Here is a 15,070-nt window from a genome sequence, read left to right on the forward strand (position 1 = left end):
GAGCCGGGTCCGACCCCCGGCTAATCTCTGGAAACCCTCCGGGTTTCCGGGACCCGATCGCAGGGAAACTGCCGGCCCTCCAGGGCGATTCACAAAGTCACGAGGCGTCTGGTCTGAGGCTCTTGGACAGGATGATCAGGATGAACAGGATGGAGCGGAGCAACAGACAGGGAGTTCTCGACCCACCGCGAAACCCGGCAGGCAGGCGGATCTTCTGGATCCTGTGGATCCTGTGAATCCTGTCCAAACAACTGCGGGTCCTCCTTGGGGACTATGTCAAAGACCCCGACCCCGACGTTCCCCTCGTTGTATGCCTCGACCGATGGAATCTCCGACACCATGGAGATGCGTCCGGGGGGGAATTCGGTCGGGACAATGAAAGGCGGCAGGCGCAGGGTACGGCGATGCGCGTTCGAATGGCTTGGGTGACGGGCTGTCTGGGTCTTGCGATGGCAGGCGTGGTTCCGGCGGCGGATGAGTACCGGCTGGGTCTGGAATCGACGGAACGGGCGGCTGGGGTGCCGAAGGGGCGGGTGGAGTCGTTCGAGTTCGAGGCGTCGCGGGTGTTTCCGGGAACGCATCGGCACGGCTGGATCTACATCCCGGCGCAATACCAGGGTCGGGAGCCGGCAGCGGTCATGGTGTTTCAGGATGGGCACGCGTATGTGGGCGAGACGGGACTGATGCGGGTACCGATCGTGTTGGACAACCTGATTGCGAAGGGGGCGATGCCGGTGACGATCGGGGTGTTCGTCAATCCGGGGCACCGGGGCGGGGGCGGGCCGGACGGATCGGGCTGGGGCAACCGGAACAACCGGAGTGTGGAGTACGATTCCCTGGGGGACGCCTATGCGCGGTTTCTGATCGAGGAGTTGCTGCCCTTTGTGGAGCGAACCTTCGAGGTGCGGTTGTCGGACGATCCGGCACGGAACGCGGTGGCGGGGATGAGCAGCGGCGGGATCTGCGCCTGGACGGTGGCGTGGGAACGGCCGGACCGGTTCGGGAAGGTGCTGAGCCACATTGGGAGCTTTGTGAACATCCGGGGCGGGCATGTCTATCCGGCGTTGATCCGCAAGACCGGGAGGAAGCCGATCCGGGTGTTTCTGCAGGATGGAAGCAACGATCTGAACAACGCGCACGGGAACTGGCCGCTGGCGAACCTGGAGATGGCGAGTGCGCTGGCGTTTGCGGGGTACGATCACCGGTTCGTGTACGGGGACGGAGCGCACAACGGGCGGCACGGGGGCGCGATCCTGCCCGAGTCGTTGCGCTGGCTGTGGCGCGAGGAACCCGGGGCGGGGGTGGGTCTGGAGGCGGTGCTGCCGGATGGGGGCATCCGGGAGGGGTGGGAATTGGTGGGCGAAGGGTATGCGTTCACCGACGCCGCGGCCTCGGATGCCGACGGCAACTTCCATTTCAGCGACCTGCCCCGCGGGGATGTGTACCGGGTGCCGGCCGCGGGGGGGACGCCGCGGCTCTGGCTGGAGAACGGGCCGAAGATCAGCGGGATGAAGTTCGGCGCCGATGGCTGGCTCTATGCCTGCGTCCAGGCGACCGGCACCAACGAGACGCGCCGCATCGTGGCGATCGAGCCCGGATCGAAACGGGTGGAAACCATGGCGACGGGCGTGCAGCCAAACGACCTGGTGGTGACGCGGAGCGGCCATGTGTTTTTCACCGACACCGCGGCGGGCCAGATCCAGCGGGTGCCGACGAGCGCCCGTGAGATGTCACGTCCGCCGACCGTGGCGGGGGGGATCGCCCGGCCCAACGGGATTGCGCTGAGTTCCGACGAATCGGAGCTCTGGGTCAGCGAACACGGAGGACGTCACGTCTGGCGGTTTGCCCTGAATCCGGACGGCAGTCTGGGCGGCGGCGAACGGCGGGCGGTTCTGGCGGTGCCGAACGGGGGGGCGGACAGCGGCGGGGACGGGGCGGCGACGGATGGGGAGGGGAGGGTCTGGGTGACGTCGCATCTCGGCATCCAGGTGTTCGACGGCGAAGGGCGGTCGCTCGGGGTGGTGTCGCGTCCGCAGGACAAGGGGAGCGTGAGTGTGGCATTTGGGGGGACGGGACATCGAATGCTGTACGTGTGCAGCAGCGACCGGGTGTACCGGCGGATGACGCGGACGTTGGGGCGGTAGGGCCGGTGCGATGAGGGAGCAGGGACGCTTTGCTCCCTGCTGCATGGCGGCGGGTCAGGTTCGGCGGCTACGCAGCGGGGAGGTGACGACGATAGATCTCGCGGATTTCGGCGCGCCAGCGGGCGAGGTCGTTGAGGAACGGTTCGGTGGCGGAGTAGCCGCAGCGGGTGGCGACGCGGAGCAGGGCGGCGGGGTCGTCGGGGAGGACGGCTTCGCCTTCGAAGCTCCAGCGGCGGAGGATGGATTCCATGTGGCGGAGGCGGCGGAAGTTGGCGATGAGGCGGGTGGCGTCGTCGGGGGTGAGGGCGTGCTGGTCGGCGGCGTGGCGGAGGGAGAGGAGGGTGTTGGGTTGGAACCAGCCGTGTTGGAGGGCGAGGGTCTGGGCGAGGAATTCAGCGTCGATGAGGCCGCCGGAGCCGGTTTTGAAGGCGAGGGCGTCGCGGCCCTTGGGGGTTCGTTCGAGTTCGATGCGGCGTCGCATGCGGGCGATTTCCCGATCCCAGCCGGGCTGGAGGGCGGCGAGGGGAAGGGAGGGCGTGTGGAAGTTGGTGAGGCAGCGGGCGAGGGATTCGAAGGCGCGGCCGGTGGCGTCGTGTCCGGCGACGGCGCGGGCGCGGGTGAGGGCCTGGATTTCCCAGAGCAGGGCGCGTTGACGGTAGTAGTCCTCGTGGGCCTGGAGGGTGTTGACGAGGAGGCCCTTGTCGCCGTCGGGGCGAAGGCGGGTATCGAGGGGGAAGACGGCGCCCTGGGGGGTGCGGGTGGCGAGGAGGTCGATGACTTCGTTGGCGAGTTTCTGGAGGCGCGGGAGGTCTCTGGTGTCGGTGGGGGCGACGAAGATGACATCGAGATCGGAGCCGTACACGAGTTCGGCGCCGCCGAGTTTGCCGAGGCCGATGACGGCGAAGGGCGGGGTGCGGAGGCGGGCGCGCCGGGTGACGACCTCGACGGCGTACTGGATGCAGGCTTCGGCGAGGTGGGTGAGTTCGCGGTTGGCGTGTTCGAAGTCGGCGAGGCCGAGGATGTCGCGAAGGCCGAGGCGCATGAATTCGGTTTGGAAGTAGCGCCGGAGCCAGAGGTGCTGGTCGGGATCGTCACGACCGTGGCGGAGGTCGGCGAGGGTGAGGGCGGCGTCCTTGTGGCGTTGGAGGTGGGCGCCGGCTTCGAGCTGGTCCACGAGGTCGGGTTCGCGGATGGCGAGTTCGGCGAGGAACTCGGAGCGATCGAAGAGTTTGAGGATGTGTTCGAAGACGTTGGGGCGGGCGGTCCAGAGTTCGTAGAGGGAGGCGCGGGCGCCGTAGTTGCCGATGTAGCTGTCGAGGCGGACGAGGACGCGGTCGGGATCGGAGAGCTGGAAGGGGGGGGCGTCGGGGGACGGCGTGAGCGAGGGATCGGCGGCCCGGGGCTCGGGGGCGTCGGCGGCGGGGGCGGAGGCGGGGATGCAGAGTTCGAGGAATCGGGCGAGGAGCTGGCGTCCGAGTTCGCTGGTGCGACGGGAGACATGACCGAAGCCGGGGCCTTCGAGGAAGGCGCGGACCATGCGCAGGGCCTGGTCGGGGTCACGGAAGCGATGGTGCCGGAGGAGTTCGAGCCATGTCGGAGTGTGGGGCGGATCGAAGGTGGGGGGGAAGGGATCGGCCGGGCGGGCGGCGGGGTCGGACTGGAAGACGCGTTCGTAGTGGGACCGGACCTGGCTGGTGTGACGGCGGAGGATTCGGGCGAAGGCCTTCCGGTCCGGGGCGCCCATCAGGCGGGCGATGCGGTCGAGGGCGGCGGGATCGTCGGGGAGGGTATGGGTCTGACGGAGTTCATCCATTTGCAGCCGGTGTTCGACGTCGCGGAGGAGGCGGTAGGCATCGGACAGGGCATGGGCATCGGCTTCGGGGAGCAGTTGATAATGGGCGAGTTTGTTGAGGGCTGGGAGGGTTTGATGGGATTGGAGGAACGGATTGCGACCGGCGTGGAGGACCTGGAGGGACTGGGCGATGAATTCGATTTCGCGGATTCCGCCGCGGCCGAGCTTGACGTTGCGATCGAGTTCGCCGGGCCGGACGATTTCCTGTTCGAGCCGGGCCTTCATGGCGGCCATTTCGTGGAGGATGCCTTCGCCGAGGGCGCGCGGGTACCGGAAGGGATGGATGACCTCGATGAATTCGCCGGCGAGGGACAGGCTGCCGGCGACGCCGCGGGCCTTGAGGAGCATCATGCGTTCCCAGGACTGGCCCCACTCGGCGTAGAAGTTTTCGTAGGAGTCGAGGGAGCGGACGAGGGGACCGGCGTCGCCTTCCGGGCGGAGGCGCATGTCGATGCGGAGGGCGCCGACGTCCACGCCGCGGCTGGAGGCTTCATGGATGAGGGCTTCGGCGAGCCGCTTGAAGAAGGCGTGGTTGGAGAGGACGGCGGAGGAGGTGGAGGTGCGTTGTTTGGGGGGGGTGCGGAAGGAGTAGCCCTCGTCGGTGTACAGGAAGAGGAGATCGACGTCGGAGCTGTAGTTGAGTTCCTGGCCACCGAGCTTGCCCATGCCGAGGACGCAGAAGGCGGTCTGGGTCCAGCGCTGGTCGGGGTCGTGGTGCCAGGGGGAACCCCAGCGTTCGGTGAGTTCGGGGGTGATGCGGCGGAGGATGCCCTCGAGGAAGACATCGGCGGCGTTGGAGAGTTCGAGGAGGATCTCGGGGAGGGGCGCGACCCGGGCGAGGTCGCGGGCGGCGATGCGGAGGAGTTCGCGCTGGCGCAGGCGGTGAAGTCCGTCGAGGGCGGCGGTGCGATCGGGGAGGGCGGTCAGGGTGTCGATTTCGCGATCGAGTCCCTGACGGCGGCGGGGCTGGCGGAGGGCGTCGGGATCGGTGGCTTCGGCGATCCAGTCGGGATGTTGCCGGAGGAGGCTGGTGAGCCAGCGGGAGGCGGCGAGCAGGTTGATCAGGAGCTGGCGGGGTTCGGGCGGGCCGGCTTCGAGGGGGGCGAGGTCGGCGGCCTCGGCGAGGATTTGAAGGTGATGGGTGGCGCGCCTGGGATCGGGGGCGTCTCCGAGGAGGGATTTCCAGCGCCGGGGGTCCATGGGCCGCGATTGAGCCCGAACCGGCGGGCGGCGGCACGTGCAAAGTCGGAGAGGGCGAGGCGAACGCCTCCTGACGTTGGCGACGAGAGAACTGGAGGATTGTAAATGGACGTGTCTGACCCGGTTGCCCTAGCCGGGGGCGATGACCACTTCGATGCCGCGCTGGCGGAGCCGGTCGAGGAGCGCAGCGGGGGCGGCGCGGTCGGTGACGAGGGTGTCGATGGCGTCGAGGTCGCAGAGGGGGGAAATGGAGCGGCGTCCGAACTTGGTGTGATCGAGGCAGAGGATGACCCGTCCGGCGGCGGCGATCATGGCCCGCTGGATGTCGATGAGGAGCCCGTGGGAGTTGGTGATGCCTTCGAGGGTGAGGCCGCCGCTGCTCATGATGGCGACGTCGGCGTGCATGCGGGAGAAGGTCTCGACGGCCAGCGGGCCGACCAGCACGCCGAGGCGCGGGTAGAGCACACCGCCGGACAGGAGCACTTCGACGCGCGAACTGGAGGTGAACAGGTTGGCGACCGGGAGGGAGTTGGTGATGATCTGGGGAGTACGGGATTCCAGGTGGCGGGCAACGTGGAAGACGGTGGTGCCGGCATCGAGGATGAGACTCTGGTTGGGGCGGATCAGCTCCGCGCAGGCGCGTCCGATCGCCTCCTTTTCGTCGAGTTCATGGGTATCCCGTGCGGCGAAGACGAATTCGTCGGAGCGGGGGTTGACCAGCCGGGCGCCGCCATGGGTACGGCGGACGGTGCCGCGTCCCTCGAGGGTCTGGAGGTCGCGACGGACGGTGGAGGGGGAGGCATCGACGAGTTCGGCGAGTTCGTCGAGGGACGCGAACTCGGCACGATTGAGGTGGTCTTCGATGCGGGCCTGACGTTCCTCGGCTTGCATGAGGCGGGGTTGAGAGGGCCTGAACGCGGGGAGAGTTTGGAAGATTTTGGAAGATTCTGCAAGATTTGGATTGACCCGGGAGGCGATGCCTGTCGGGATGCGGGGCATCGATACATGGCAGTAGCCTCGTCTTCCATGCCTCGGGCGGTTGTTGAGCACCTGGTGCGCCAGGAGGTGTACCGGCGTTTGGGGAAGCCTTTGCCGCGGTCGGCGGGGGGGCCGAGTCCGCTGGTGGTGAACGTGAGTGCGCGGCATTGTCACCTGACGCAGGCGGCGGTGGAGGCGTTGTTCGGGGTGGGGCATTCGTTGACGCCGTACAAGTGGTTGTACCAGGAGGGGCAGTTTGCGGCGCGGGAGACGGTGACGTTGATCGGGCCGCGGAGCCGGGTGATTTCGAACCTGCGGATCCTGGGTCCGTGCCGGAGTTTGAACCAGGTGGAGCTGGCCTATACGGATTCGATCTCGCTGGGGTTCGAGGTGCCGTTGCGGAGTTCGGGGAACATCCAGGGGACGCCTGGCTGCATGCTGATGGGGCCGGCGGGGTTTTTCGAGATGAACGAGGGGGTGATCCGGGCGCTGCGGCATGTGCACATGCATCCGGACGACGCGGTGCATCACAAGGTGAAGAACGGGGAGACGATGCGGTTGCGGGTGGGCGGCGGGTGCGGCGTGGTTTTCGAGAAGCTGCTGGTGCGGGTCGATCCGAGTTTCAAGCTGGAGGTGCACATCGACACCGACGAGGGCAACGCGTGCCATTTGCAGCCGGACACGCCCTGCGAACTGCTGCGGTAGGGTGGCGGCCGTAGGATGGCTGCGGAAGGGAACGCGGAGCGGCGCGGGAGATGGGAACGATTTGAGAGATTGGAGTGGTTGAAGCGATTCGGACAGAGCGAGACGAGAGAACTGAGCATTCCCACAGCGTATGAGCGAAGCCATCGGCATGATCGAAACGAAGGGCTTCACCGGCAGCGTCGAGGCGACCGACGCGATGGTGAAGGCCGCCAATGTAAGCGTGGCCCGGACGATCCCCATCGGGGGAGGGCTGATGACCGTCGTGGTGCGGGGCGACGTGGCCAGCGTGAAGGCCGCGGTGGATGCCGGATCACGGGCGGCGGCCAAGGTTGGCGAGCTGGTGAGTGCGCATGTGATTGCGCGTCCCCACGACGACCTGGTGAAGGGATTCCTGGCGGAGTCCGGGGCGGTCAAGGCGGCGAAGTGAGCGAAGCGAGGGCGAAGCGAGGAACGCGGAGCGGAGAGAGAGCAACCATCAACCGGGATTCGGAGATTTATGTCTCAAGCCATCGGCATGATTGAAACCAAGGGTCTGTGCGCGCTTCTGGAGGCGACGGACGCCGCGCTGAAGGCGGCGCACGTGACCTTCACCGGCTGGGAGAAGGTGGGCAGCGGATTTGTGACCGCGTTTTTCCGGGGCGACGTGGCCAGCGTGAAGGCCGCGGTGGACGCGGGCGCGGCGGCGGCCTCGTCGATCGGGCAGATTGTCTGTGTGCAGGTGATTCCGAGGCCGCACGAGGGATTGAGCGGCCTGGGGAAGTGGCTGCAGTGAGCGGGTGCCGCGGGCTGCCGGGCCGGGACGTCGGGGAGTTTTGGGCGGGCGGTGCCGCCCGACGGGTGTTGCCGGGCGCGACATCCAATCCTGCGAGGCCCGTGCCGGGCCGGCGTTGATCGTGATGAAGATTCTCGTCGCCAATCTGGGGTCCACGTCGCTGAAGTGGCGCCTGTTCGAGTTTTCGGACGGGGGCGAGCGGATGCTGCACAAGGGGGGCTTCGAGCGGGTGAGCGATTATCCGCGGGCGATCGAGGACTGCCTTGGGCAGTTGCGGGAGGGGGGGCATATCACGGACGAGCGGGAGTTGGCGGCGGTGGGGTTCAAGACGGTGATGGCGCGGGGGGTGGATGGCTGTGTGCGACTGGACGAGGCGGCGGTGCGGGCGATGGAGGCGTACAACGCGATCGCGCCGGCCCACAATCCTCCGTACATCTCGGGGGTGCGACTCTTCGCGCAACGGCTTCCGGAGGTGCCGTTGATCGGGTTGTTCGAGACGGCCTTCTACCAGTGGATTCCCGAGCCGGCGCGACGTTACGCGGTGCCCGGGGCGTGGCATGAGGCGGGGGTGCGGCGCTGGGGATTCCATGGGGCCAGCCACAAGTTCATCGCGGAACGCTCGGCGGAACTACTGGGGCGTCCGGACGTGGCGGAGCGGGCGAGGCGGCTTTATGTGGACGGGGGGAGCACGGCGGTGACGGGGCCGGAACTGCGGGTGATCTCGTGTCATCTGGGCGGGAGTTCGAGCGTGACGGGGATCCGCAACGGGGTGGCGATTGGGAACAGCCTGGGAATGAGTCCGCAGTCGGGGATTCCGCACAACAACCGGGTGGGCGATCTGGACGCCTTCGCGGTGCCGTTCGTAATGCGGACGCTGGGATTGAGTCTGGAGGAGGTCGAACGGCAGTTGTGCAAGGAGTCGGGATTGAAGGGGGTGAGCGGGGTGTCGAACGACGTGCGGGACATTCTGGCGGCGGCCGGGCAGGGCGACGCGGGGGCGAAGCGGGCGATGGAACTTTTTGTGCACGAGGTGCGGCGATGGATCGGCGCGTATCTCGTCGAGCTGGACGGGGCGGATGCCGTGGTGTTCACGGCGGGGATTGGTGAGAACCAGGGCGGTCTCCGGGCGGCGATCGTCTCCGGGATGGAGAAGCTCGGGCTGGTGCTGGATGGGGAACGCAACGCGGCGGCGCGGGGGGTGGAGGCGGAGGTGTCGGCGGCGGGTTCGCCGGTGCGGCTGCTGGTGATTCCGACCAACGAGGAATGGGTGGTGGCGCGGGAGGCGAAGCGCTTTCTGGAACGGGGATCCGGAGGATGAAGGGGGTGGACGGACGACCGGACGGACGACGAATGAACGAAGCCGCGACGATTTGACCGAACAAACCAACGACCGAACGACCGAACGACCGAACGACCGAACGCAGCGCGCAGGAGAGAATTGATATGCCACAGCAAGCCATTGGATTGATTGAAACCCGCGGTCTGGTCGCCCTCGTGGAGGCGACCGACGCCATGCTCAAGGCCGCCAATGTGGAACTGGCGGGGCCGATGACCCAGGTGGGCAACGCCCTGGTGACGGCCGCCGTGGTGGGCGACGTCGCGGCGGTGAAGGCCGCCACCGACGCCGGGGCCCAGGCGGTGAAAGCCATCAAGGGCGAACTGGTGAGCGTGCACGTGATTGCCAGGCCGCACGCCGACACCGACCAGGTTCTGCCGAGGAAGAAGTAGATGTTTCTCGCCCGGGTCGAAGGTCTGGTGGTCTGCACCAAGAAGGACGCGGCCATGAGCGGCCGGAAGCTGCTCCTGTTGCGGCCCCTGTTGGTGGACGAGAAGGACCCGACACAGTTCCGGCCGGGAATGAACACGGTGGTGGCGGTGGACAGCGTGGGGGCGGGGCAGGGGGAGACCGTGTTGTTCTGCCAGGGCAGCAGCGCGCGGCTGGCCCCGGGGATGAAGGAAGCCCCGGTGGACGCCGTGATCATCGGGATTGTCGATTCGGTGGATGTGTTCGGCAGGCAGATTTATTCGGCGCGCGCGGCGTCATGACCCATGAACCCGGCGGACCCGGCGAGCGCGGAGCGGGGCGGCGGGTGACCAGCGAGAGCGGTATTCCATGAGCACTTTGAACGAGACATTGATACGCGAGGTGGTGACCGAGGTGCTGTCGCGGCTGGGTTCCGGGGGGCGCCCCGGTTCCGGCGATGGGAGCGGCGGCGGCGGGGCGGGAGCCGGGACGTGCCGCGTGGACGGTGGAGCGGGGGGCGGAACGGGCTCGGCGAAGGGGCGTCGGGGGAGCTTCGGAGTGTTCCAGGACGCCGATGAGGCCTGCGCGGCGGCGCACGAGGCGTATCTCCAGCTTTCCGAGAAGGGCGTGGCCGGGCGGAACAAGGTCATCGGGATCGTCAAGGACCTCTGCGAACGCAACGCGGTCGAGTGGGGACGGATCGAGCTTGAGGAGACGAAGATCGGGCGGCTGGATCACAAGATCGAGAAGCTGAAGGCGCAGCGCGGCATTCCCGGGGTGGAGTTTCTGAATCCGTACGGATTGAGCGGCGATCACGGGATCACCCTGGAGGAGTATGCCCCGTTCGGGGTGGTGGGGGCGGTGACGCCGAGCACGCATTCGATCCCGACGATGGCGTGCAACATCATCAGCCTGGCGGCGGCTGGGAACTCGGCGGTGTTCAATGCCCATCCCTCGGCCTACCGGTGCGCGGTGACGGCGGCGCGGGAATTCAACCGGGCGATCCATCGGGAACTGGGGATCGAGAACCTGGCCTGCATCGTCGAGCCGCCGACCCTGGAATCCTTTGCCGCCATCGGGAGGCACGAGGCGGTGAAGCTGTTGTGCGTGACGGGGGGCCCGGGGGTGGTCAAGGCGGCCATGGCCAGCGGCAAGCGGGCCATCTGCGCGGGCCCCGGCAATCCGCCGGTGCTGGTGGATGGGACGAGTTGCCTGGACAACGCCGCGCGTTGCGTGGTGGCGGGGGCGGCGTACGACAACAACCTGCTTTGCATCGGGGAGAAGGAGGTCTTCGTGCTCGACGCCGTGGCCGATCGGTTGCTGTCGGCCCTCGAACGGCACGGGGCGCACCGGTTGAACGGGGAGCAGGTCGAAAGGCTGACCCGGGCCGCCTTTGTATTTTCGGCGGGACAGGGGGCGGGCTGTCCGCATCCGGTGGTCAACCGGGACCTGGTGGGGCGCGATCCGGCGGTGCTGGCCCAGGCGGCCGGGGCGTCGGTGCCGGCGGGGACGCAACTGCTTTTTGCCGAGACGGCGGCCGACCATCCGTTTGTGGACGAGGAACAGATGATGCCGTTCCTGCCGGTGGTGCGGGTCCGTTCCGTCGAGGAGGGGGTGGCGTTGTCGAAGCGGGCGGAGAAGGGGTACAAGCATTCGGCGATGATCCATTCGCACGATGTGGCGCACATGACGGCGATGGCGCGGGCCCTGGAGACGACGTTGTTCGTGAAGAACGGCTCGTGCCTGGCGGGGCTGGGCAGCGGCGGCGAGGGGTACGCGAATTTCAGCATTGCGACGACCACCGGCGAGGGCATCTGCAATCCGCGGACGTTCACCCGTGTGCGGCGCTGCGTGATGGTGGACAAGCTGAGAATCTTTTAGGCGGCGCATCGAGACGCCGTCATCCGACCGATGTTGCTGGCCCGAGTCGAAGGCAACCTGACCGCCACCCGGAAGCATCCGAGCTTCGAGGGCTGGCGGCTTGTGGTGTGCCAGCCGATCGATGCCGGGGGCCGGCCCGAGGGCGTGCCGCAGGTGGCCATCGACCCGCTTGGGGTCGGGCTGCACCAGAGGGTGGTGTTGTCCAGCGATGGCGCGGCGGCCCGCAAGACGGTGGGCGATGAGCGGAGCCCGGTCCGCTGGCTCATCGCCGGGATCGTGGACGAGGCCGCGGGGAAGGGACCGTGACGTCATGCGACTGGGCAAGGTCATAGGCCGGGTGACGTTGAGTCGTGTGGTTCCTGAACTGGTCGGGGCGCGCTGGCTGGTGGTGAACCCATGCAACCGTCAGCAGTTTCCCAACGGGAGCGAGGCGCCGGACGGAATGACCACCGAGCCGAGCCTGGTCGTGTACGACAATCTGGGCGGCGGCGTGGGCGATCTGATCGGGTTCGTCGAGGGACGCGAAGCGGCCCAGCCCCTGGACCCGCTGGCGCCGATCGACGCCATTCACGCCGCGCTGGTGGACCATGTGTTTCATCGTCCGTTTCAAGGTCCGCCGCCCTGACCGCCATTCACCATGCCAACAGTCATTACCGCGAAGGATGTCGAGGCCCTGATCGGCCGGGGGGAGGATCCCGCGACCCTGCCTGCGGACGCCATCCTCACTCCGTCGGCCCGCGATGTCCTCCGGGACTGGCGCGGACGGAACGGGGCGGGAGCGTCCGGAGGGGGAGCGGGATCGGGGGAGCCGTTGAGCCAGACGGCCAGGGCGTTTCCGAAGCCGGTTTCGGCGGCCAGTTCGCCGGAGGAACTCGAGGCCTTTTTCCGGTCGGGTCCGATGGAGACGCTGAAGGAGCAGATCTGCGACATCGGCCGGCGGCTCTGGCAGCGGGAATACGTGGACGGCAACGGGGGCAACATCGCGATCCGGGTGGCGGACGATCTGGCGCTGTGCACGCCGACGCTGGTCAGCAAGGGCTTCATGAAGCCGGCCGACATGTGCCTGGTGGATCTTGAAGGGACCCAGAAGGCGGGCCGGAAGAAGCGCACCAGCGAGATCCTGATGCACTTGCAGATCATGAAGCGGCAGCCGCGGGCCAAGGCCACGGTGCATTGTCACCCGCCCTACTCGACCGGGTTCGCGGTGGCGGGGGTCGCGCCTCCGACCTGCATGATCCCGGAGTACGAGGTGTTCGCGTCGGTGGCGGTGGCGCCGTACCGGACGCCGGGGACGCCGGAGATGGGGCAGTTGGTGGCGGAGCTGGTGGACAAGCACAACACCGTGCTGATGGCCAACCATGGGGTGGTGGCCTGGAGCCATCTCGACGTCGAGGACGCCTATTTCAAGATGGAGATCCTCGAGGCCTACTGCCGGACGATCCTGGTGTCGGCCCAGTTGGGAAAACCGCCCAACACGATGACCCCGGCCCAGCTCCAGGATCTGTTGAAGATCAAGCAGGGGCTCGGCATCCCGGACCCGCGGCACGGGCTCAAGGAATGCGAGTTGTGCGACAACAACGACTGGCGTCCCGGGGTGGTCTGCGCGCTGCCCGCCAAACCGAGCGAGCCGGCAGCGCCTGAGGCCGGCCTGGATCCGGAAGCGGAAGCCGTGGTCAAGGCGGTGACGGATCAGATCCTGCGGCGGTTGGGATGAAGCCTGAGGCCTGAGGGCTGAGGCCTGAAACCTGAAACCTGAAACCTGAAACCGGAGACCGGAGAGGGGGAGTGGTGAGGTGGTGGGGTGCAAATCATGAAGTCGCTTGATGCCAAGCTGGCGGAGATCAGGGCGAATCCCGGTTCGCGGGCGTTCATTCTGGCGGACGCGAAGGATGCCGACATGGCATTCGGGGTGCGGGCCCCGGGGCCACGCTCGTATCTGTCGCGGCGGGGGGCGAGGCCGGCCCAGTTTTCGCCGGAGGTGTGGCGTCGGGAGGAGTTCGGGTACCGGAACCTGCCCGAATTTCTCGATGTGATCCGGGAGGTCGTCGAGCAGGGGGTGGTGGACATCATGTTGATGTCTGCCTACGTCAACGAGCAGCTGGCGATCAAGGAGGGGCTGTTCCGGAATTCGGCGGTCACTCCAGCGGCGCGGGCCAACGACACCACGGACGTCTGGGCGGTGCGGGAAGGCTGTTATACGAGGGAACCGTCCCAGCCGTTCCGGTCCGCCAGCATCGATCAGATCCAGTGCGGACAGGTGGAGTGCGCGCGGGATGGCGATTCCTTTCCCGGGGCCAATCTCGGGCTGTATTCGGTCACGTTCGTCAACGAACTCGATCAGGACCGGGAGGCGTTGCTCTGGTACAAGGCGTTCCGGGAAGAGGCCGAGCGGAAGCGGTTCCGGCACTTCCTTGAGGTGTTCGATCCCAACGTCGAGAGCGGGATCGCCCCGGACAAGCTGGGAGCCTTCATCAACGACAACATTCTGCGGACGCTGGCGGGGGTGCCGGAGGCCGGGCGGCCGGTGTTCCTGAAGATCGTCTATCACGGGCCCCGGGCGATGGAGGAACTGGCCCAGTACGATCCGAACCTGGTGGTGGGGATTCTGGGGGGGGGCGCCGGAACCACGTACGATGCCTTCCGGCTCATCCACGACGCCCAGAAGTATGGGGCCCGGGTCGCGCTGTTCGGACGCAAGATCAACAACGCCGAACATCAACTGGCGTTCATCGAGATGCTGCGGCTCATCACCGACGGGCGGCTCGGTCCGGACGAGGCCGTGCGCGCCTACCACGGCGTGCTTCAGGCCCGGGGCATCCGGCCGCACCGGGATCTGGAGGCCGACCTTCAATTGACCGACCAGGCGATGAGCTACGATGGCAGCGCCGCGCGACGGTCCACGGGGCCGGTTCGCGACAATCCGGTGCCGACGCTGCCGGCCCGCGCCGGGGACAAGCCGGTCGTATCGGGAGGCGCAGGCGGCGCTTCTGAGGGACAGGATGAGGCATGGCCGGTGTTGTCGGGAGGCGGCCCTGACTTCGGCCGGATGACTTCCGCACAGCGACAGGCCTACGATGCCTGGCGGTTGAAGCGTCGGTTCGGGTAAGGCGCAGGGGAGGCGTCTGCATGATTCTTCTCCGCTGGGTGCTGGGATTGATCGCCGCCGGGCTGGGAGGCGGATTTCTGTTCCTGATCGTCCTGTCGAATGCCTTCCGGAAGAGCTTCGGCGCCTCGACCCACGGCCTGCTTTTCGCGGGGTTGCCGGTGGTGGCGCTCGGATTGCTGCTCGGGGCGGTTGTCCTTCCGGGCAACCGGATGCTGCTTCATGTCGCCGCGTTGGCTGCCGTGGGATTGGTGTCGTTCTGCATCTGGCAGATCGTGACCGAATCCGCGGTCGTGCTGTGGTTTGCATTGGCCTATCTGGCCGTCTGGTTTGTCTTCTACTGGCACGCCGCGTGGCGCATCTCGCCGCCGGCCTGAGACAGGGAATGGCCGCTTGGACGCCCTGGCCGAGGGGGACGGGTGGTGGGAGCCGGGGTTGATGAGAGGCAGGGGCGTGGTGTTGGGGAGGGGCGGGTGAAAATGGACGGAATTATCGTGCATATGCACGAAGTTTGAGTTGGTGGAGAGGAGGGGACGTGTGGGAGTTGGAGTTGGGGTTGATGAGAGGCAGGGGCGGGGTGTGGGGAGGGGCGGGTGAAAATGGACGGAATGATCGTGCATATGCACGAAGTTTGCGTTGGTGGGGAGGAGGGGACGTGTGGGAATTGGGGTTGATGAGAGGCAGGGGCGTG

General features: G+C 67.3%; 15 protein-coding genes. 13 read left to right on the forward strand and 2 right to left on the reverse strand.

Annotated features, from left to right (window positions below; all coding sequences use genetic code 11):
- The first annotated feature begins 404 nt into the window (after nucleotides 1–404).
- Nucleotides 405–2,144: an SMP-30/gluconolactonase/LRE family protein gene (locus KF833_19165; protein MBX3747434.1), complete on the forward strand. Its 1,740-nt coding sequence runs from the start codon at nucleotides 405–407 to the stop codon at nucleotides 2,142–2,144.
- Nucleotides 2,145–2,211: 67 nt separating this feature from the next.
- Here the strand turns inward: KF833_19165 and glnE are convergent, their stop codons facing one another.
- Nucleotides 2,212–5,196, reverse strand: coding sequence for a bifunctional [glutamate--ammonia ligase]-adenylyl-L-tyrosine phosphorylase/[glutamate--ammonia-ligase] adenylyltransferase (gene glnE, locus KF833_19170; GenBank protein ID MBX3747435.1), 2,985 nt, complete (start codon nucleotides 5,194–5,196; stop codon nucleotides 2,212–2,214).
- 129 nt (nucleotides 5,197–5,325) lie between these two features.
- Complete coding sequence (locus KF833_19175) at nucleotides 5,326–6,087, reverse strand: DeoR/GlpR transcriptional regulator (protein ID MBX3747436.1); 762 nt, start codon at nucleotides 6,085–6,087, stop codon at nucleotides 5,326–5,328.
- 114 nt (nucleotides 6,088–6,201) lie between these two features.
- Here KF833_19175 and KF833_19180 point away from each other — a divergent pair, with 114 nt between their 5' ends.
- From KF833_19180 to KF833_19235, 12 genes are all read left to right on the forward strand, one after another.
- Entirely contained in the window at nucleotides 6,202–6,879 is a 678-nt protein-coding gene (locus KF833_19180) for a phosphate propanoyltransferase (GenBank protein MBX3747437.1), read from the forward strand.
- 130 nt (nucleotides 6,880–7,009) lie between these two features.
- Nucleotides 7,010–7,306 (forward strand): BMC domain-containing protein, encoded by a 297-nt coding sequence (locus tag KF833_19185; GenBank protein ID MBX3747438.1) that lies wholly within the window; start codon nucleotides 7,010–7,012, stop codon nucleotides 7,304–7,306.
- Between the two features lie 69 nt (nucleotides 7,307–7,375).
- Nucleotides 7,376–7,651 carry a BMC domain-containing protein gene (locus KF833_19190; protein ID MBX3747439.1) on the forward strand — a complete coding sequence of 92 codons (276 nt, stop codon included), beginning with the start codon at nucleotides 7,376–7,378 and terminating at the stop codon, nucleotides 7,649–7,651.
- 124 nt (nucleotides 7,652–7,775) lie between these two features.
- A complete protein-coding gene (locus KF833_19195; protein MBX3747440.1) occupies nucleotides 7,776–8,969 on the forward strand; it encodes an acetate kinase in 1,194 nt (397 codons plus the stop codon).
- Between the two features lie 125 nt (nucleotides 8,970–9,094).
- Complete coding sequence (locus KF833_19200) at nucleotides 9,095–9,379, forward strand: BMC domain-containing protein (GenBank protein MBX3747441.1); 285 nt, start codon at nucleotides 9,095–9,097, stop codon at nucleotides 9,377–9,379.
- Complete coding sequence (locus KF833_19205) at nucleotides 9,380–9,697, forward strand: EutN/CcmL family microcompartment protein (protein ID MBX3747442.1); 318 nt, start codon at nucleotides 9,380–9,382, stop codon at nucleotides 9,695–9,697.
- Nucleotides 9,698–9,764: 67 nt separating this feature from the next.
- The gene (locus tag KF833_19210; protein ID MBX3747443.1) at nucleotides 9,765–11,276 is read left to right on the forward strand and encodes an aldehyde dehydrogenase EutE; all 1,512 of its coding nucleotides are present in this window, start codon (nucleotides 9,765–9,767) and stop codon (nucleotides 11,274–11,276) included.
- Nucleotides 11,277–11,306: 30 nt separating this feature from the next.
- On the forward strand, nucleotides 11,307–11,582 hold the full coding sequence (locus KF833_19215; GenBank protein MBX3747444.1) for a EutN/CcmL family microcompartment protein: 276 nt from the start codon (nucleotides 11,307–11,309) through the stop codon (nucleotides 11,580–11,582).
- A gap of 4 nt (nucleotides 11,583–11,586) precedes the next feature.
- Nucleotides 11,587–11,901: an ethanolamine utilization protein EutN gene (locus KF833_19220; GenBank protein MBX3747445.1), complete on the forward strand. Its 315-nt coding sequence runs from the start codon at nucleotides 11,587–11,589 to the stop codon at nucleotides 11,899–11,901.
- 12 nt (nucleotides 11,902–11,913) lie between these two features.
- Nucleotides 11,914–12,990, forward strand: coding sequence for a class II aldolase/adducin family protein (locus KF833_19225; GenBank protein MBX3747446.1), 1,077 nt, complete (start codon nucleotides 11,914–11,916; stop codon nucleotides 12,988–12,990).
- A gap of 93 nt (nucleotides 12,991–13,083) precedes the next feature.
- Nucleotides 13,084–14,382, forward strand: coding sequence for a hypothetical protein (locus tag KF833_19230; GenBank protein ID MBX3747447.1), 1,299 nt, complete (start codon nucleotides 13,084–13,086; stop codon nucleotides 14,380–14,382).
- A 20-nt stretch (nucleotides 14,383–14,402) separates the two neighbouring features.
- Nucleotides 14,403–14,756: a hypothetical protein gene (locus KF833_19235; GenBank protein ID MBX3747448.1), complete on the forward strand. Its 354-nt coding sequence runs from the start codon at nucleotides 14,403–14,405 to the stop codon at nucleotides 14,754–14,756.
- The last annotated feature ends 314 nt before the right edge of the window (nucleotides 14,757–15,070 follow it).

The organism is Verrucomicrobiia bacterium (assembly GCA_019634625.1).
Classification (GTDB): Bacteria; Verrucomicrobiota; Verrucomicrobiia; order Limisphaerales; family CAIMTB01; genus CAIMTB01.